Annotated in this window: 17 protein-coding genes; 12 read left to right on the top strand and 5 right to left on the bottom strand. The window is 65.4% G+C overall.

Going from position 1 to position 16,692, the window contains the following annotated elements:
* The first annotated feature begins 11 nt into the window (after positions 1–11).
* From ACFDR6_RS00150 to ACFDR6_RS00095, 12 genes are all read left to right on the top strand, one after another.
* The gene (locus tag ACFDR6_RS00150; RefSeq protein ID WP_375856988.1) at positions 12–1,205 is read left to right on the top strand and encodes an LLM class flavin-dependent oxidoreductase; all 1,194 of its coding nucleotides are present in this window, start codon (positions 12–14) and stop codon (positions 1,203–1,205) included.
* 299 nt (positions 1,206–1,504) lie between these two features.
* Positions 1,505–2,020 carry a Spy/CpxP family protein refolding chaperone gene (locus tag ACFDR6_RS00145; protein ID WP_375856986.1) on the top strand — a complete coding sequence of 172 codons (516 nt, stop codon included), beginning with the start codon at positions 1,505–1,507 and terminating at the stop codon, positions 2,018–2,020.
* Between the two features lie 151 nt (positions 2,021–2,171).
* Complete coding sequence (locus ACFDR6_RS00140) at positions 2,172–2,960, top strand: helix-turn-helix transcriptional regulator (protein WP_212088350.1); 789 nt, start codon at positions 2,172–2,174, stop codon at positions 2,958–2,960.
* A 438-nt stretch (positions 2,961–3,398) separates the two neighbouring features.
* Positions 3,399–4,265 carry a L,D-transpeptidase gene (locus ACFDR6_RS00135; RefSeq protein ID WP_375857897.1) on the top strand — a complete coding sequence of 289 codons (867 nt, stop codon included), beginning with the start codon at positions 3,399–3,401 and terminating at the stop codon, positions 4,263–4,265.
* Between the two features lie 233 nt (positions 4,266–4,498).
* Positions 4,499–5,665, top strand: coding sequence for a cytochrome P450 (locus ACFDR6_RS00130; RefSeq protein WP_375856984.1), 1,167 nt, complete (start codon positions 4,499–4,501; stop codon positions 5,663–5,665).
* A gap of 380 nt (positions 5,666–6,045) precedes the next feature.
* A complete protein-coding gene (locus ACFDR6_RS00125) occupies positions 6,046–6,996 on the top strand; it encodes a sulfonate ABC transporter substrate-binding protein (protein WP_375856982.1) in 951 nt (316 codons plus the stop codon).
* Positions 6,997–7,034: 38 nt separating this feature from the next.
* Positions 7,035–7,988 carry a sulfonate ABC transporter substrate-binding protein gene (locus ACFDR6_RS00120; RefSeq protein ID WP_375856980.1) on the top strand — a complete coding sequence of 318 codons (954 nt, stop codon included), beginning with the start codon at positions 7,035–7,037 and terminating at the stop codon, positions 7,986–7,988.
* Between the two features lie 8 nt (positions 7,989–7,996).
* Positions 7,997–9,163, top strand: a complete 1,167-nt coding sequence (gene ssuD / locus ACFDR6_RS00115) for an FMNH2-dependent alkanesulfonate monooxygenase (RefSeq protein ID WP_375856978.1) — start codon at positions 7,997–7,999, stop codon at positions 9,161–9,163.
* Entirely contained in the window at positions 9,160–9,966 is an 807-nt protein-coding gene (gene ssuC / locus ACFDR6_RS00110; RefSeq protein WP_375856976.1) for an aliphatic sulfonate ABC transporter permease SsuC, read from the top strand. Before ssuD ends, ssuC begins: the two co-directional genes overlap by 4 nt.
* A gap of 20 nt (positions 9,967–9,986) precedes the next feature.
* The gene (locus tag ACFDR6_RS00105) at positions 9,987–10,823 is read left to right on the top strand and encodes an ATP-binding cassette domain-containing protein (RefSeq protein WP_375856975.1); all 837 of its coding nucleotides are present in this window, start codon (positions 9,987–9,989) and stop codon (positions 10,821–10,823) included.
* A 32-nt stretch (positions 10,824–10,855) separates the two neighbouring features.
* Positions 10,856–11,437, top strand: coding sequence for a flavin reductase family protein (locus ACFDR6_RS00100; RefSeq protein WP_375856973.1), 582 nt, complete (start codon positions 10,856–10,858; stop codon positions 11,435–11,437).
* A 96-nt stretch (positions 11,438–11,533) separates the two neighbouring features.
* Positions 11,534–11,689: a hypothetical protein gene (locus ACFDR6_RS00095; RefSeq protein WP_212088372.1), complete on the top strand. Its 156-nt coding sequence runs from the start codon at positions 11,534–11,536 to the stop codon at positions 11,687–11,689.
* A gap of 102 nt (positions 11,690–11,791) precedes the next feature.
* Here the strand turns inward: ACFDR6_RS00095 and ACFDR6_RS00090 are convergent, their stop codons facing one another.
* From ACFDR6_RS00090 to fliG, 5 genes are all read right to left on the bottom strand, one after another.
* On the bottom strand, positions 11,792–12,940 hold the full coding sequence (locus ACFDR6_RS00090; protein ID WP_375856971.1) for a M20 family metallopeptidase: 1,149 nt from the start codon (positions 12,938–12,940) through the stop codon (positions 11,792–11,794).
* Positions 12,941–13,167: 227 nt separating this feature from the next.
* Positions 13,168–14,553: a sigma-54-dependent transcriptional regulator FlbD gene (flbD, locus tag ACFDR6_RS00085; protein ID WP_317241012.1), complete on the bottom strand. Its 1,386-nt coding sequence runs from the start codon at positions 14,551–14,553 to the stop codon at positions 13,168–13,170.
* 56 nt (positions 14,554–14,609) lie between these two features.
* A complete protein-coding gene (gene fliN, locus ACFDR6_RS00080; RefSeq protein WP_018641467.1) occupies positions 14,610–14,960 on the bottom strand; it encodes a flagellar motor switch protein FliN in 351 nt (116 codons plus the stop codon).
* 3 nt (positions 14,961–14,963) lie between these two features.
* Positions 14,964–15,587, bottom strand: coding sequence for a FliH/SctL family protein (locus ACFDR6_RS00075; RefSeq protein WP_212088380.1), 624 nt, complete (start codon positions 15,585–15,587; stop codon positions 14,964–14,966).
* Positions 15,587–16,684, bottom strand: a complete 1,098-nt coding sequence (gene fliG / locus ACFDR6_RS00070; RefSeq protein WP_212088382.1) for a flagellar motor switch protein FliG — start codon at positions 16,682–16,684, stop codon at positions 15,587–15,589. The genes ACFDR6_RS00075 and fliG overlap by 1 nt, the downstream gene beginning before the upstream one ends.
* Between the last annotated feature and the right edge of the window lie 8 nt (positions 16,685–16,692).

The raw sequence follows: 16,692 nt of genomic DNA, 5'->3' as shown, positions 1-16,692 counted from the left end.
AGAGCGACGCCATGAAATTCGGCATCTTCTACGAGCTGCAACTGCCGCGGCCCTGGGTGGCCGGCGACGAGCTCGCCCTCTACCAGAACGCGCTCTCGCAGATGGAACTCGCCGACAAGCTGGGCTACGACCATGCCTGGGTGGTCGAGCACCACTTCCTCGAGGAATATTCGCACTCGCCCTCGCCGGAATCCTTCCTCGCCGCGGCAAGTCAGCGCACGAAAAACATCCGGCTCGGCCACGGCATCCTGCAGCTCACCACCAATCATCCCGCGCGCGTCGCCGAGCGTGTCGCGGTGCTCGATCTGCTCAGCAACGGCCGCTGCGAGTTCGGCATGGGCGAGAGCGCGTCCATCACCGAGCTCACCCCGTTCGGCCGCGACATGGAGACCAAGAAGGAGGTGTTCGAGGAGGCCGTGGCCGCGATCTTCCCGATGTTCAGGGATGCCGGCAGCGAGCATCACGGCAAGTATTTCGACATTCCCTTGCGCAATGTGGTGCCGAAGCCGGTGCAGAAGCCGCATCCGCCGCTGTGGATGGCCTGCTCGCAACTGCCGACCATCGAGCGCGCCGGCCGTCACGGTTTTGGCGCGCTCGGCTTCCAGTTCGTCAGCGCCGATGCTGCCCATGCCTGGGTGCACGCCTACTACAACGCCATGACCAAGCGGCTGCACAAGCTCGCCGATTACGAGATCAACCCGAACATGGCGCTGGTCTCGTTCTTCATGTGCGCCAAGACCGACGAGGAGGCGCGTGCGCGCGCCGACGGCGCCACCTTCTTCCAGTTTGCGCTGCGCTTCTACGGCGCCTCGCAGAACCGCCAGCGGCCCGCGCCCTACACCGTCAACATGTGGGACGAGTACAACAAGTGGAAGCGCGACAACCCCGAGGCGCAGGAGGCGGCCTTGCGCGGCGGTCTGATCGGCTCGCCCGAGACGATCCGAAAGAAACTGAAGCGCTTCCAGTCCTCGCATATCGACCAAGTCATCCTGCTCAACCAGGCCGGCAAGAACAGCCACGAGCACATCTGTGAATCGCTCGAGCTGTTCGGCCGGGAGGTGATGCCGGAGTTCCAGAACGACCCGGCGCAGGCGGCCTGGAAGCAGGGCGTCATGAGCGGCGAGATCGAGCTGGAGGAGATCGACACGGAGGCCTTCACGGATCGCTACGGCAAGCTCGCGATCAACGTGGCGCGGGCGGGGTAGGGCGCGCGCATACCTCTTGCCGCGAGCCGACGCGCGTCGGTTCAGCGACGCGGCAAGTCCAATTAATCCAACGCAAGGCTCGTTCGCGAGTCTGGTTCGATGGGCAAACCAACGCAATGCTGCGTCTTCCGGCGTCCAGTCGGCATCGCGGCGCCATGACTGTTTCCGTCTTCAGCGGCCCCGGCGACGGAGCCGCCGAATTCCCCAGAACGTGATTGCCGCCTTCGTCCCGTGGCGGCTAAGCTCCCCGTCAAGATCTTGCAGCGATATGAGCGGGAGGACCCATGCGGCGACTTTTCTTGACCGGCGCGCTCTTGCTGGCGTCGGCTTCCGTCTTCGCCCAGACCCCTTACGCCGGGATGCAGGCACGCCAGATCAAGGCGCTGTCCGAACAGCAGGTCTCGGACCTCGATGCCGGGCGCGGCATGGGTTTGGCGCTCGCGGCTGAGCTGAACGGTTACCCGGGTCCGTCTCACGTTCTCGAATTGGCCGACAAGCTGGAGCTCAACGCAGGCCAGCGCGATCGCGTCAAGGCACTGTTCGACTCCATGAAGGCGGAAGCGCAGCCCCTGGGCTCGCGGCTGATTGCGCAGGAGGCCGAGTTGGACCGGCTGTTCGCAAGCCGCACCGTCACGCCGGCCAGCCTCAAAGCATCGACCGCGGCAATTGCCGCCACGCAGGGCGATCTGCGGGAAGCGCACCTTAAATATCATTTGGCGACCGCCGACCTTCTCAGCCCGGACCAGATGCGAAGATACGCCGAGCTCCGCGGCTATGGCGGGCACAATGGCCACAAGATGCGCCACCACCATTGAGTGCACAGGGCGGCCTTGTGAGGCGGCCGGCGAGAAGGCGTTGGGGCGCCGGACCGGACCCCTGGAGGCTCAACGGCGCTGCCGCTCCCTCCTTCCGGTGAAATCCCCTTGCTGCTATCCTCCGGCAAAAGGACGTCTGACGGAGGAAATGATGCGGCCCCACGGAACAGGCCCGAGCCTGGCGGCTGGCGACGTCACGCCCGCCGTGCTCGCCATCGGCCGCTCCGATTTTCCAAATGTCCTGATCGACACCTTGCGGCGGCAGGCTGGCGTCGGCCACTGCATGGTGTTCGCCCTGAGCCGCGCGGGTGCGGCAAGCTGCCTGCTCGATGCCGGCAACATTCCGATCGGCGGAGATCTCGGCGCGGCCTATGCTGGCCAGTTCCACGCGATCGATCCCAACCGGGACGCCCTGCTCGAAAGCGACGGCGATGCGCCCATCATGCTACCGGCCTTCGCGCCGCGCATGTATAGCGCGCGCTACCGCAAGCTTTTCTTCCACGATTCCGGCATCGTCGACAAATGCGCGACCGCGATCTGGACTGGCGGCACCTGCTTCTACGTCAATTTCTACCGCATCGCCGCGCAAGGCCGCTTCAGCGACGCCGAGCGTGCGCGGCTTCAAACGATCGCGCCCGCGATCGGTGCCAGTGTCGCACGTCATTTCCAGCAGGATTCGACCGCGACGCCCGACCAGAACCTCGCCGCACTGTTCGCGGGGCGCGCGCCACTCTCCGCGCTGACGCCGCGCGAGCAGGAGGTCTGCCGCCGCATCTTGCTCGGCTTCAGCTCCGAGGCGATCTCGCAAGCACTCGGCATCAGCCTGCATTCGACCCTGACCTACCGCAAGCGTGCCTATGAGCGTCTCGGCATCTCCTCGCAGAACGAATTGTTCGCGATCGTGCTGGGTCTGCTTGCGGGGCCTCGCGGCCTGAACTGAAGGTGTCGCCACGTCGAAATCCTTTCGGAAGACCAATGGCATGTTGATTGGCCGCGGGAACGCCGGTTGACGCTGCTTTTCGAACCGTCGATCAAGGAGGACGCGTGGGGCCGACCCCGCGTCGAAGAGTTCTGGTTGCCCCATTGGCAGAATCGGCTCGATGTCGTCACGCCGGGAGCAGGTCCGTTAATGGCCCGAAGCCGCCATTAACGAACGAGCGGAGTGTGTCCCTCCGCCTGGCGATACGGACCTCGGCTTTCCGCGATGAGGAGTTCGCCGTCTACGTCGTGACCTGATGAGCAAGCGCTCTATTCTCATACTGCCAAGCCGGAATCCGGTATTAACCATCGCTGCCGGTTCCGGCCCGGGCGAGATCGCTTCGAAGTTTCTTAAAACTTGCTGGTTACCTCTCTTGGGCATGGTGACCTGGGAAAAGACATGAGCAAGCGGGCCAAGCGCGGCAAGAAGGCAGAGACGATCGCAATCCCGATGGCGGCGAGGGTTGCAATTGGCTCTCTGGCCGTCGCCGCATTGGGATATGGCTTGCTGTCTCGCCCGGCGAGCGTGCAACCGGTGCGGAAGCCGCCCGCGCAGGAAGCCCGGGCATCGTCCAGCGCAGTTTACGTGGCGCCTCCGGTTCATGCATCGGCGCCAACTCCGGCTCCGATCCCCGCCCCGGCGCCTCTGGTCGAACCGCCCAAAGCCGACGCCGATGGTCCCGGAGCATTGGTCCGGCAGGTGGTTGACTACGCCAGCCGGCAGGTGCCGGGCACGGTGATCATCGATACCGGGAACACATTCCTTTATCTCGTCCTGAACGACAGGCAGGCGATGCGCTACGGCATCGGTGTCGGCCGCGAAGGTTTCACATGGTCCGGTGAGCAGACCGTAGCCCGCAAGGCAGAATGGCCGGATTGGCATCCGCCTGTGGAGATGGTCTCGCGTCAGCCTTATCTGCCGCGGTTCATGGCTGGCGGTCCCGGCAATCCGCTCGGCGCGCGGGCGATGTATCTGGGCGAGACCGAATATCGAATTCACGGCACCAACAAGCCCGATACGATCGGCAAGCGCGTGTCGTCCGGCTGTATCCGGCTGACCAATGACGACGTCGTGGACCTCTACGAGAGGGTGAAGGTCGGCGCGAAAGTGATCGTGCTTCCGGCAAATGCCGCCCGTCGCCCATCCCAGGGAGCGCCGTCCGACGCCGCTTTCCGATTCCCGGACCCGGCACCGCCGTCGAAGCGGCCCTTGGCAGCCAACGCGCAGATGCTGCCGTCTGGAGCGAAGATCGCCGAGGCGCAGTAGCTCGGTTCTCTTCGTCTCTATCGCCAGGGACAGACGCCGGCGACGAATGACCGACCGATCTTCCTGACACAAGTGGGTTCGCCGGCATCCATGCCATGCCCGCGCGATGTCCCCCGCGCACCCGGCTTCTGAACACGCGCTTCAATATGGCCTGTCCCTATCGTTGGGGACAGACGGCGGCCGCGTGGCCAGCTAGTCTGTCCTGACATCTCGGGAACCAAGGGAAGACCATCTTGAGCACCGCGCCGCGCATCGACATCGACCCGGCCGCGTTCTGGGCCGACCCTTATCCGATGCTTGCGACGATGCGGAAGGACGCGCCGATCGCCTTCGTGCCGCAGCTCGGCTCGACGCTGCTGACGAGCCGCGACGACATCTCGATCTCCGAGAAGCAGATCGACGTGTTCTCCTCGCACCAGCCCGCCGGCCTGATGAACCGGCTGATGGGCCATAACATGATGCGCAAGGACGGCGAGGCGCACCAGGTCGAGCGCCGCGCGATGTTCCCGACGGTGTCGCCGAGGACGGTGAAGGCGCATTGGACCGCGCAATTCCAGGCGCATGCGGATCGCATCATCGACGCGATCGAGCCGGGCCGGACTGATTTCATGCGCGACTTCGCGCTGCCGTTCTCCGGCGAATGCCTGAAGTCGATCACCGGACTCACCAACATCCGCTATGAGGACATGGACGCGTGGTCGCAAGGCATGATCGAGGGCATCGCCAATTACGCCGGTGATCCCGCCGTCGAGGCGCGCTGCCATGCCGCGACGTCGGGAATCGACGCTGCGATCGACGACATTCTGCCGGTGATGCGCAAGTATCCCGACCAAAGCATCCTCGGCGTCCTTCTCGCCTCCGGCATGCCGATGGAGAGCGTGCGCGCAAATGTAAAACTTGCGATCTCCGGCGGCCAGAACGAACCACGCAAGGCGATCGCCGGCACGGTATGGGCGCTGCTGACCCATCCCGAGCAGCTCGACCTCGTGCGCAGGGGAGAGGTGACCTGGTTGCAGGCGTTCGAGGAATATGCCCGCTGGATCTCGCCGATCGGCATGTCGCCGCGCCGCATTGCAAAGCCCTGGAGCATTCGCGACGTGGCATTCGAGCTTGATGAGCGCGTGTTCCTGATGTTCGGCTCCGCCAATCGGGACGAAAAGCATTTCGACCGCGCCGATCAGTTCGACGTGCGCCGCGACCTGACCAAGAGCGTCGCGTTCGGTGCCGGCCCGCATTTCTGCGCCGGCGCCTGGGCGTCCCGCGCCATGATCGCCGATGTCGCGCTACCGAGCGTGTTTGCGCGGGCGAAGAAGCTGGAGATCGCCGATGACGAGCCGGTGCGGATCGGCGGCTGGGCGTTCCGCGGGCTGCAGAATCTGCCGGTGAGATGGGGGCATTGAGCCCGCAGACGTGCGCGCGCCATGCTGATCATTTCATCATGCGCCTGTTTTGCCCGACGGAGCAAAGGATTTGCCTGACCAGATCGCTTCAGGCGTAAGCCATTGATCTCCTTGCCGCCGGCTACTGTGCATGGGGTTGTTTTCGACATTTCGCAGTTCGGTGCTTCGCGATCACGAACTGGAACCGTGCATCGCTCACATCCGCGTGCGAAAAGAATCTCTCTGCACCATCGCGCGCGCTTGAAAGATTAATCATGCGCACGGCCGCGCGCGCAGTGCGCGCATCGCTATTTTCCTGGACGTCTCGACACCTCCAACAACCCGCACCATCATCCTCCACACGAAGATGAACAACGGCCTCACGTGGCCGGGAGTGTGGAATGCAGCGTCGTGACTTTCTCAAACTATCGATCGGAACTGCGGCCGCCGCAGCGATCGCCGCGCCTGCAATCGCGCAAGGCACTGTGAAGGAAATTCGTATCGGCTATCAGAAGACCGGCGTGCTGGTGATCGCGCGCCAGCAGGCGAGCTTGGAAAAACATTTCACTGCCTTGGGCATCGACGTGAAATGGATCGAGTTTTCCTCGGGCCCGCCGATGATGGAAGCGATGAATGTCGGCAGCGTGGATTTCGGCGCGGTCGGCGACTCTCCGCCGGTGTTCGCGCAAGCCGCCGGGGCTGCGATCGTCTATGCCGCGGGCCAGCCCATCACCAACGGGCAGGGCATCCTGGTGCCGAAGGACTCGGCGATCCGCGACATCGCCGGCCTCAAGGGCAAGCGCGTCGGCTTCACCAAGGGCTCCAGCGCCCACAACGTCGTGGTGCAGACGCTGGAGAAGGCCGGTCTCACCTATGCCGACATCACGCCGGTCTATCTGGCGCCGCCGGATGCGGGCCCGGCCTTTGCCAATGGCAGCATCGAAGCCTGGGCGATCTGGGATCCGTACTTCGCGATCGGCGAGACCAGGCAGAACGGCCGCATCCTGATCAATGCGCGCGAGGTCACCAAGACGAATTCCTTCTACATCGCCAATCGCGATTTCGCGAAGAACCATGGAACGATCCTGCGGCAGATCGTCGACGTGACGACCGCCGCGGGCAGTTGGGCTGAACAGCACCGCGACGAGGTCGCCAGATCGCTCGCTGCGATCACCGGCGTCCCGCTGGACATCCAGACCCTCGCCGCCAATCGTGCGAACTTCGTGGTGGGGCCCGTCACCGACGAGATCGTCGCGACCCAGCAGGGCGTCGCCGACCGATTCTACAAGCTCGGCCTGATCCCGAAGCCGATCGCGATCCGCGACATCGTCTGGCGCAACCCGGCGGCCTGATCGTGCCGACCACTCTCCCCATTTCAAAAGGTCTGAACATGAGGCGTATCATCCAGCGTCTGATCGCGGCCATCGTGCTGTCGATCGGCATCGTCGCCGCCGCCGTCGGCACCTCCTACGGTCAGGACAAGGTGGTCCGCATCGGCTACCAGAAATACGGCAAGCTGGTGCTGCTGAAGAGCAAGGGCACGCTGGAGCCGAAGCTGGCCGCCGCCGGCTACAAGGTGGTGTGGACCGAATTCCCGTCGGGCCCGCCGCTGCTCGAAGCGCTCAATGTCGGCGCGATCGATTTCGGCAACACCGGCGAAGCCCCGCCGATCTTCGCGCAGGCCGCCGGCGCGCCGATCCAGTACGTCGCCTATGAACCGCCGGCCCCACAAGGCGAGGCGATCCTGGTGCCGAAGGATAGTCCGCTGAAATCGGTAGCCGACCTCAAAGGCAAGAAGGTCGCGCTGAACAAGGGCTCCAACGTCCACTATCTCCTGGTCAAGGCGCTGGAGAAGGCGGGCGTGAAGTATTCGGAGATCGAGCCGGTGTTCCTGGCCCCCGCCGATGCGCGCGCGGCCTTCGAGCGCGGCGCGGTCGATGCCTGGGTGATCTGGGATCCGTTCCAGGCCGCGGCGGAAGCGGCCACCGGCGCGCGCACGCTGGCTGACGGCTCCGGCATCGTCGCCAACTATCAGTTCTACTTCTCCTCGAAGAAATTCCTCGATGCCAATCCTGAGATCGTCGACGCCGTGCTCGCCGAGCTCAGCACCGTTGACGACTGGGCCAAGGGTGACATCCACGCGGTCGCCGAGCAGCTGGCCCCGACGATCGGCCTTTCGGTCCCCGTGGTCGAGGTCGCCTTGAAGCGGCAGTCCTATGGCATCAAGGCGATCACCGACGCCGTTATCGCCGACCAGCAGCGGGTGGCTGATGCGTTCTTCGCGCTCGGCCTCATCCCGAAATCCATCAGGATCTCCGACGTCACCCGGAAGTCAGGATCGTGAGCATAGTCATGAGCAAGCAATCCAACACCAACATCCTCTGGTTCCTGCCGACCCACGGCGACGGCCGTTATCTCGGCACCGGCATCGGTGGCCGCGAGGTCAATTTCAACTATCTGCGCCAGATCGCGCAGGCCGCCGACCAGCTCGGCTATTTCGGCGTGCTGCTGCCGACCGGGCGATCCTGCGAGGATTCCTGGATCGTCGCATCGAGCGTCGCGCCGTTCACCGAGCGGCTGCGCTACCTCGTCGCCGTCAGGCCCGGCCTGCAATCGCCCAGCGTCGCCGCGCGCATGACGGCGACGCTCGATCGCGTCAGCAATGGCCGGCTGCTCGTCAATGTCGTCACCGGCGGCGATCCCGTCGAGAATAAGGGCGACGGCATCTTCCTCGGCCATGACGAGCGCTATGAGGTCACCCGCGAGTTCCTGGGTGTCTACAGCGACCTGCTCGCCGGGAGGACGGTGAATTTCGAGGGCAAGCACATCCATGTCGAAGGCGGCAAGCTGCTGTTTCCGCCAGTGCAGTCGCCGCGCCCGCCGCTGTATTTCGGCGGCTCCTCGGATGCCGGCATCGACGTCGCGGTCGATACCGTCGACAAATATCTCACCTGGGGCGAGCCGCCCGCACTCGTCGCCGAGAAGATCGCGAAGGTGAGGGAGGTCGCCAGCGCGCGCGGCCGCAAGCTCTCCTTCGGCATCCGCCTTCACGTCATTGTCCGTGAGACCAATGAGGAGGCCTGGCGAGCCGCCAACGAGCTGATCAGGCATGTCAGCGACGAAACCATCGCACTGGCGCAGAAGAACTTTGCCCGCATGGACTCGGTCGGCCAGCAGCGGATGGCGCAGCTCCACGGCGGCATGCGCGACAAGCTCGAGATCGCCCCCAATCTCTGGGCCGGCGTCGGCCTCGTGCGCGGCGGCGCCGGCACGGCGCTGGTCGGCGACGCCCAGACCGTGGCGGCCCGCATCAGGGAGTATCAGGAGATCGGCATCGATACCTTCATCATGTCGGGCTACCCGCATCTGGAGGAAGCCTACCGCTTCGCCGAACTGGTGTTCCCGCTGCTCTCGCTGGAGCACCCTAGCAATGTGACCCGGCTGCACTTCAACGGCGGTCCGTTCGGCGAGACGGTCGGCAGCGATTTCCGTCCGCAGCACCGGGTGTCGCAGTCATGAGCCTGATCGACAGCATCTCGCTTCCGCGCAGCATCCGCCTGCCCCGCGTCGACGGCCTGGTCCAGTGGATCGTGCCGCTCGCCATCATCGCGATCTGGCAAATCGCGAGCGTCACCGGCTTCGTGCCGACACGCGTTCTGCCGGCGCCGAGCGACGTTCTGCTCGCGGGCTGGAAGCTGCTGCTCTCCGGCGAGCTTATCCGCAACATCTGGGTTTCGTTCTGGCGCGCCTCGATCGGCTTTTTGATCGGCGGCGGCATCGGCTTCGCCTTCGGCCTCGCCAACGGCCTGTCGCAGCTCTCGGCCAGGCTGACCGACACCACGCTGCAGATGGTGCGCAACGTGCCGCATCTGGCGCTGATCCCGCTCGTCATCCTCTGGTTCGGCATCGACGAGAGCGCAAAACTGTTCCTGGTGGCGCTAGGGGTGTTCTTCCCGATCTACCTCAACACGCTGCACGGCATCCGCACCGTCGATCCGCAATTGATCGAGATGGGCCGCATCTACGGCATGACCGACGGCGAATTGTTCCGCCGCGTGATCTTTCCGGGCGCGCTGCCATCGATCTTCGTCGGCATCCGCTTCGCGCTCGGTATCATGTGGCTGACCCTGATCGTCGCCGAGACCATCGCGGCGTCCTCAGGGCTCGGCTACATGGCGATGCAGGCCCGCGAGTTCATGCTGATCGACGTCGTCGTGCTCTCGATCCTGATCTATGCCCTGCTCGGCAAGCTCGCCGACAGCGCCTCCCGCGTGCTGGAGCGGGCGACGCTCTCTTGGCACCCCGCCTTCCAGAAACGTTGAGCAGAAAGACTGGGAATCACATGCAGACAGCGCTTCGTACCTCCCTTCCCGAGTCTGAACTTGGCAGCCGCGCGAATTTCGCACCTCACGCCCGCGTGGTGCGCGAGGAGCGCGCGGCGCAAACCACCGGCCTGCCGCTCAGCATCCGTGGCCTTCGCAAATCCTTCGGCGATAACGAGGTGCTGCGCGGCATCGACCTGCACATCCCCGCTGGCCAGTTCGTCGCCATCGTGGGCAAGAGCGGCTGCGGCAAGAGCACATTGCTGCGCTTGATCGCCGGCCTGGAGCAGATCGATTCCGGCGGCATCAGCTTCGGCTGCGATGTCCAGCCCGAAGACATCCGCGTCATGTTCCAGGAGCCGCGGCTGCTGCCCTGGGCGCGTGTGCTGTCCAACGTCGAAGTCGGCCTCGGCCGCGATCGCGCGTCGCAAGACGCGCACGCACGCGCCGAGAAGGCGTTGACGGAGGTCGGCCTCGCCGACAAGCGCGACCAATGGCCATCAGTGCTGTCGGGCGGCCAGAAGCAGCGCGTTGCGCTCGCCCGCGCGCTGGTCTCCCGTCCGCGGGTGCTCGCCTTCGACGAGCCGCTCGGCGCGCTGGATGCGTTGACCCGCATCTCGATGCAGCGCCTGCTGGAGCGGGTCTGGCGCGACCAGGGCTTTACCGCGATCCTCGTCACCCACGATGTCGCCGAAGCGGTCGCGCTGGCGGATCGCGTGCTCGTGATCGAGGATGGTCGCATCGCCCACGATGTCACGGTCAACGCCGTCCGGCCGCGCCAGCGCGGCTCGGCCGAGCTCGCCGGCCTCGAAGGCTCGATCCTGAGCCACCTGTTATCGGCGGACGATCGTACCTAAATGCAGGGAACCCCGCTTCGGGGAGCAATGCCATGAATGTAGTGCCCCGCGATCTCATGACTGAAATCCCCGTCTCGTCCGCCGATTTCCGCGGCGCCATGCGCCATCTCACCGGCGGCGTCAGCGTCATCACCGCCGGCAGGGGCAAGGACATCACCGGCATGACGGTGACCTCGGTGACCTCGCTGTCGGTCGAGCCGCCGACGCTGCTGGTCAGCATCAACCGCGATGCCTCCTCCTTTCCGCTGATCCGCCGCCATGGCGCCTTCGGCGTCAACATCCTCAATGCCGACCAGCTGGATGTCGCCGAGCGCTTTTCCGGCAAGGGCGGGCTAAAGGGCGCTGATCGTTTCGCAGGCAGCCGGTGGGTGACGGCGGTCTCGGGCGTTCCGCTCCTGGCGGGCGCGCTGTCGGCCTTCGATTGTGAGGTCGAGGAGATCGTCGAACGCCACTCGCACGGCATCGTCATCGGCCGCGTCAGGGACATCAAGAGCTCGGCCCGCACCGCCGCGCTGGCCTATTGGCACGGCCGGTACGTGGCGGTCGACCAGGACGAGGACGCGGCCAGGCTCGCCGATGTCAGCCTTCCCGCGCGCGGCCGCCGCGGCGTTTGATCGCCGCCCGAAGGGGGCGCAGAGGCTGGCCTTTTTCTCGTCATCGCTCTAGAAGCGCCCTGAGCGTCCCGTTCGGGACGGCCATGGAGCGGATCGATGAAGCGCATCGCGACCTTCGCCTTCTACGCCGTCGGCGCGCTCGCGATCGCCTATCTCGCGCTCTATGCCTATGCGATGTTCTCGGGATCGCCGATCGTGCCGGGCGACCCCATCCACATCTTCCGCAAGCCCGACGCGCCGAGTTATTCGTGACGACACGCTCTCCTCGTCATGGCCGGGCTTGACCCGGCTATTCACGTGCATCGGCGGTTTCGGAGAGACGTGGGGGCAAGCCCGGGCATGACGGGGAGCGCTTCACCCCCGCAGGATCGCCAGCGCCAGCGCCTGCGCGCGCGGCACGATGCTGTCGAGCTCGAGATATTCCTCCGGCGTGTGTGCGAGCCCGCCGACCGGTCCGAGGCCGCAGATGGTCGGCGTGCCAACGGCGGCGGTGAAGCCGGAATCGGCGCAGCCGCCGGAGAATTCGCCCTGGAGCGTGGTGAGGCCGGCCCGCCTTGCGGCCGCCTGGTAGCTTTCGAACAGCGCTTTCGACTCCGCGCTCTGCACCACCGGCACGAACTCGCCCTTGATGGTCAGCGTTGCGCTCGTGCCCGGCACGTAAGATTTCGCGACGATCGTCTCGATCGCTCCCATCACCCGCGCACGATCGGCCGGATCGACATAGCGCAGGTCGATCTGACCTTCGGCAAAAGGCGCCGTGGTGTTGACGGACTGCCCGCCCGAGACCAGGCCGACATTCAGCGTGATGCCCTTGTCGAGATCGGTGAGCGCGTGGATCTGGACGATCTTGTGCGCCAGCTCGCCGATCGCGCTGACGCCCGCGGCGAAATTGGCGCCGGAATGCGCGGCTTTGCCGGTAATGGCCAAATGCATGAAGATGCCGCCCTTGCGCCCCGTCACGACGTTGCCCGTGGGGCGGCCCGGCTCTGAATTGAACACGGCGCGGGCGGCACGGCCTTCGCGCTCGATCACCGGCCGGGAGGAGGGCGAGCCGATCTCCTCGTCCGAGGTGATCAGCAGCTTGATCGGATGCGGGTTGCCGCCGAATTTGTGGAAGGCGGTCGCCACGAAGATGTTCATCACGACGCCGGACTTCATGTCGGCGACGCCGGGACCGTAGGCGCGTCCGTCTCGAATCGTGAACGGCCGCCGCCCGGCTTCACCCTTGCCGAACACGGTGTCGCGATGTCCCATCAACAGCACCGGCCTCTCGTTGCTGCCGGGCTTTGCCACCTCGGCATGGATCGCGTCGCCGAAGGCGTCGTGGTTCTCGCGCCGGAACGGAATGCCGTGCTCGGCAAAATGCCGCTCGAACCGCGCACCGACCGCATCGACGCCTTCCTTGTCATAGGAGCCGGAATCGATGTTCACGACATCGCGGAGCAGATCGATCATCGCCTGCTTCTGCGACGCCAGCCAGTCCGTGATTTGAGCTTCAGACATGTGGTCCCTCGCGTGGTTGTCAGGCGGGTTATAGGGCGTTGCGCGGGCCGGACCTAGTCGGAGAACGCGGTGCGGCCATGCCCACCGCTATCGTCCCCGCCGAGTACGCAATTGTGCATCAGGCGCGGACGACGGTGAGGCGTGGCGCCAGCATTCGCCTCACCGCAAAAAGAAAATGCCCGGGACCAGCCCGGGCACTCGCATCTCTTGAGCTTCGAAGGCGCGGCTTACGCCCCCATCATCGGCATCCGTGGATATTCGCCGGGCGTGCCCGCCGGCGGGATCGGGATGCCGCCGTCGGAGTATTCGTTGAGCTTGTTGCGCAGCGTGCGGATCGATATCCCCAGGATGTTGGCGGCATGGGTGCGATTGCCGAGGCAATGCTTCAGCGTCTCCAGGATCAGGTCGCGCTCGACATCGGCCACGGTGCGTCCCACCAATGCGCGCGTCACCTGTTCGGCGGCCATCGTGGCATGCGCCACCGCCGGCGCCGTCTTGGCGAGGTCGAGGCGGTCGCCGTCCGGGGTGATGATTGCGTCCGCGCCGATCTCGTCGCCCTGCGCCATCAGCACCGCGCGGTGCATGGTGTTTTCGAGTTCGCGAACGTTGCCCTGCCAGCGGTTCGCCGTGAGCACGCGGCGGGCCTCCGCCGAGACCGGGCGCATCGGCACGCCGTTGGCCTCGGCATATTTTTTCACGAAATGCTGGGCCAGCTCCAGAATGTCGGCGGGGCGTTCGCGCAGCGGCGGGATCTTCAGATTCACAACGTTGAGGCGGAACAGGAGGTCCTCGCGGAAGGTGCCTTCGCGCACGGCCTCGGCGAGATTGCGGTTCGATGTCGCGATGATGCGAATGTCCACCGGCACGGGCTTGGTGCCGCCGACGCGGTCGATCACGCGCTCCTGGATCGCGCGCAGCAATTTCGATTGCAGGCGAACGTCCATCTCCGAGATTTCGTCGAGCAGCAGCGTGCCGCCGGTTGCCTCCTCGAACTTGCCGATGCGGCGCGCGACCGCGCCGGTGAAGGCGCCCTTCTCGTGGCCGAACAGCTCGGATTCCAGGAGATGCTCGGGGATCGCGGCGCAATTGATCGAGATGAAGGGGCGCTTGGCGCGCGCCGAGCGGGTGTGGACGTAGCGGGCCAGCACTTCCTTGCCGGTGCCGGATTCGCCCGTGATCATCACCGAGGCGTCGGAGCCCGCAATCTGCTGCGCCAGCTTGATCACCTTCGCCATGGCTTCGTCGCGATAGACCAGCTCGCGGGAATCGTTGGCGACGGCGGCGAGCACCGCGGCGATCAGCTCGGGGTCGGGCGGCAGCGGGATGTATTCCTTGGCCCCCGCGTGGATCGCGGCGACCGCGGCGCGGGCGTCGTTGGTGATGCCGCAGGCGACGATCGGGGCATGGATGTGCTCGGCTTCGAGCCGCATCACGAGGTCGCGGATGTCGAGGGCGACGTCGACCAGCAGGAGGTCGGCGCCCTTGCCGCCGCGCAGCACGCGCATCGCCTGCTCGTGATCCTCGGCGTGGGTCACGGTGGCGCCGTTGTCCATCGCGATCTTGGTGGCGGTGGTGAGCTGGCCCTTCAATGTGCCAACGATGAGAAGCCGCATGTCAGTCTCCTGTCCGTCTGGTCGCGCTGCCGCGCGTCATTCCCTGTTCGCGCCTATTACGTGCGTTCGGTCTTGATGATTTCGGTCATGGTCACGCCGAGCTTGTCCTCGACCAGGACGACTTCGCCGCGGGCGACCAGCTTGTTGTTGACGTAGATGTCGATGGCCTCGCCGACGCGGCGGTCGAGCTCGAGCACGGTGCCGGGCCCGAGCTTCAACAACTCGCTGACGTCCATCTTGGAGCGGCCGAGCACCGCCGAGACCTGAACCGGCACGTCGAACACGGCCTCGAGGTCGGCGGCGGCACGTGCCGCATATTCGTCCTCGTTGTAGCCGACGTCCGTGCCGGCAGGCGGCATCGGGCCGTTGAGATCGGGCAGCGGGACCTGTCCGTCGGTGTCGCTCATGGGTTAACTCCCCCTGCGGGACGCGACGTAGCGTCCGACCATTTCGTCGATCTTGGCCGCGATGGCGCCGCGCTCCAGCACGACGCCGCCATCGGCCCATTCGATCCGGCAGTCGCCGGTGGCAATTTCCGGCTCGGCCAGGATCACCAGCCGGCCTTCGAAGCCGCTCTGCTTGGCAAGCCGCTCGATCTTGTCGCGGGCCGCGTCGTAGAGCGCATCGTTGACGCGGACGACGAGATGTGGCGTCGCGACCAGATGCGAGAAACAGTCCTTGACCAGCGCGACGATCTCGCCGAGCGGCTCCGCGGCGACGAGGTCGGCGCACAGCTTGCGCGCGACCGCCACCGCGACGTCGACCGCCTCGGTTTCCATCTTGGATTCGATGTTGCCGATACCGGTCGCGATGCCGCGAATGCCGATGTTGATCTCTTCCATGGCGAGTGCGACGCGGCGGTCGCTCTCGGCCTTGGCTTCGCGCTGGCCGGCGGCAAAGCCGTCCTGGTAGGCGCGCGCTTCGGCTTCCGCGACCTTCTGGGCGATCTCGGCGGCGGTCGCGGCCTTCTCGCGCGTCGCCCGCTCGGGCGCCGCGAAGTCGGTATCGAACAGGAATTTCGCCGGAGCCGCCATCAATACACCAGTTCGTCGTCGGCGCGGTTCTTGGTCAGCATGATCTCGCCCTTGGCGGCGAGGTCCTTGGCGAGGTTGACCAGAAGCGCCTGGGCCTCGTCGACGTCGCGCAGGCGGACCGGGCCCATCGCTGCCATGTCGTCCTGGAGCATCTTGGCCGCGCGCGAGGACATGTTGCCGAAGAAGAAGTTGCGGACGTCCTCGTTGGCGCTCTTGAGCGCGACGCCGAGCTTGTCCTTGTCGACGTTGCGCATCAGGGTCTGGGCCGATCCGGAATCGAGCTTCACGAGGTCGTCGAAGGTGAACATCAGCGCCTTGATGCGCTCGGCCGATTCGCGGTTGTCCTCCTCCAGCGAGGTGATGAAGCGGGTTTCGGTCTGGCGGTCGAAATTGTTGAAGATTTCGGCCATCACCTCGTGGGCGTCGCGGCGTCGGGTCTGGGACAGATTGGACATGAACTCGGTGCGCAGCGTCTTCTCCACGCTCTCGATCACCTCCTTCTGCACCGCTTCCATCTTCAGCATGCGGTTGACGACGTCGAGTGCGAGCTCCTCGGGGAAGATGCCGAGCACCCGCGCGGCGTGCTCCGGCTTCAGCTTCGACAGCACCACCGCGATGGTTTGCGGATATTCGTTCTTGAGGTAGTTCGCGAGGACCTCTTCCTGCACGTTGGAGAGCTTCTCCCACATGTTGCGGCCGGCAGGGCCGCGGATCTCGTCCATGATGCCGTTGACCCGCTCCGGCGGCAGATATTGCTGGAGCAGCCGCTCGGTGGCGTCGAAATTGCCCATCAGCGCGCCGGAGGCCGACATGCGCGAGACGAATTCGAGCAGCATGTCCTCGACGGTGTCGACCTCGACGGTGCCGAGCGTCGACATTTCCAGCGAGAGCTGGCGCACCTCGTCGTCGTCGAGCAGGCCCCAGATCTTGCCGCCATATTGCTCGCCGAGCGCGAGCATCAGGATCGCGGCGCGCTTCGGTCCGGACAATTGTTCGGCCGGCTTGCCGTCCTTTGCCCTTGTATTGGCACGCTGACCAAGCGTGGAGATCACGCTGGTGATGTCGTTGCTGTTGGCGTTTTGCAGTGCGGCGGCCATGTCAGTTC

The organism is Bradyrhizobium tunisiense (assembly GCF_042263385.1).
GTDB classification, from domain to species: Bacteria; Pseudomonadota; Alphaproteobacteria; order Rhizobiales; family Xanthobacteraceae; genus Bradyrhizobium; species Bradyrhizobium tunisiense.
This window is presented reverse-complemented; position numbering and strand designations above follow the sequence as displayed.

Bases quoted from the DNA above. Each gene is read 5' to 3' on its own strand.
- ACFDR6_RS00100 (WP_375856973.1), top strand. From the start codon at position 10,856: ATGAATGTAGTGCCCCGCGATCTCATGACTGAAATCCCCGTCTCGTCC.
- ssuD (WP_375856978.1), top strand. From the start codon at position 7,997: ATGAGCAAGCAATCCAACACCAACATCCTCTGGTTCCTGCCGACCCAC.
- ssuC (WP_375856976.1), top strand. From the start codon at position 9,160: ATGAGCCTGATCGACAGCATCTCGCTTCCGCGCAGCATCCGCCTGCCC.
- fliN (WP_018641467.1), bottom strand. From the start codon at position 14,960: ATGAGCGACACCGACGGACAGGTCCCGCTGCCCGATCTCAACGGCCCG.
- ACFDR6_RS00150 (WP_375856988.1), top strand. From the start codon at position 12: ATGAAATTCGGCATCTTCTACGAGCTGCAACTGCCGCGGCCCTGGGTG.
- flbD (WP_317241012.1), bottom strand. From the start codon at position 14,553: ATGCGGCTTCTCATCGTTGGCACATTGAAGGGCCAGCTCACCACCGCC.
- ACFDR6_RS00090 (WP_375856971.1), bottom strand. From the start codon at position 12,940: ATGTCTGAAGCTCAAATCACGGACTGGCTGGCGTCGCAGAAGCAGGCG.
- ACFDR6_RS00120 (WP_375856980.1), top strand. From the start codon at position 7,035: ATGAGGCGTATCATCCAGCGTCTGATCGCGGCCATCGTGCTGTCGATC.
- ACFDR6_RS00125 (WP_375856982.1), top strand. From the start codon at position 6,046: ATGCAGCGTCGTGACTTTCTCAAACTATCGATCGGAACTGCGGCCGCC.
- fliG (WP_212088382.1), bottom strand. From the start codon at position 16,684: ATGGCCGCCGCACTGCAAAACGCCAACAGCAACGACATCACCAGCGTG.
- ACFDR6_RS00135 (WP_375857897.1), top strand. From the start codon at position 3,399: ATGAGCAAGCGGGCCAAGCGCGGCAAGAAGGCAGAGACGATCGCAATC.
- ACFDR6_RS00140 (WP_212088350.1), top strand. From the start codon at position 2,172: ATGCGGCCCCACGGAACAGGCCCGAGCCTGGCGGCTGGCGACGTCACG.
- ACFDR6_RS00095 (WP_212088372.1), top strand. From the start codon at position 11,534: ATGAAGCGCATCGCGACCTTCGCCTTCTACGCCGTCGGCGCGCTCGCG.
- ACFDR6_RS00105 (WP_375856975.1), top strand. From the start codon at position 9,987: ATGCAGACAGCGCTTCGTACCTCCCTTCCCGAGTCTGAACTTGGCAGC.
- ACFDR6_RS00075 (WP_212088380.1), bottom strand. From the start codon at position 15,587: ATGGCGGCTCCGGCGAAATTCCTGTTCGATACCGACTTCGCGGCGCCC.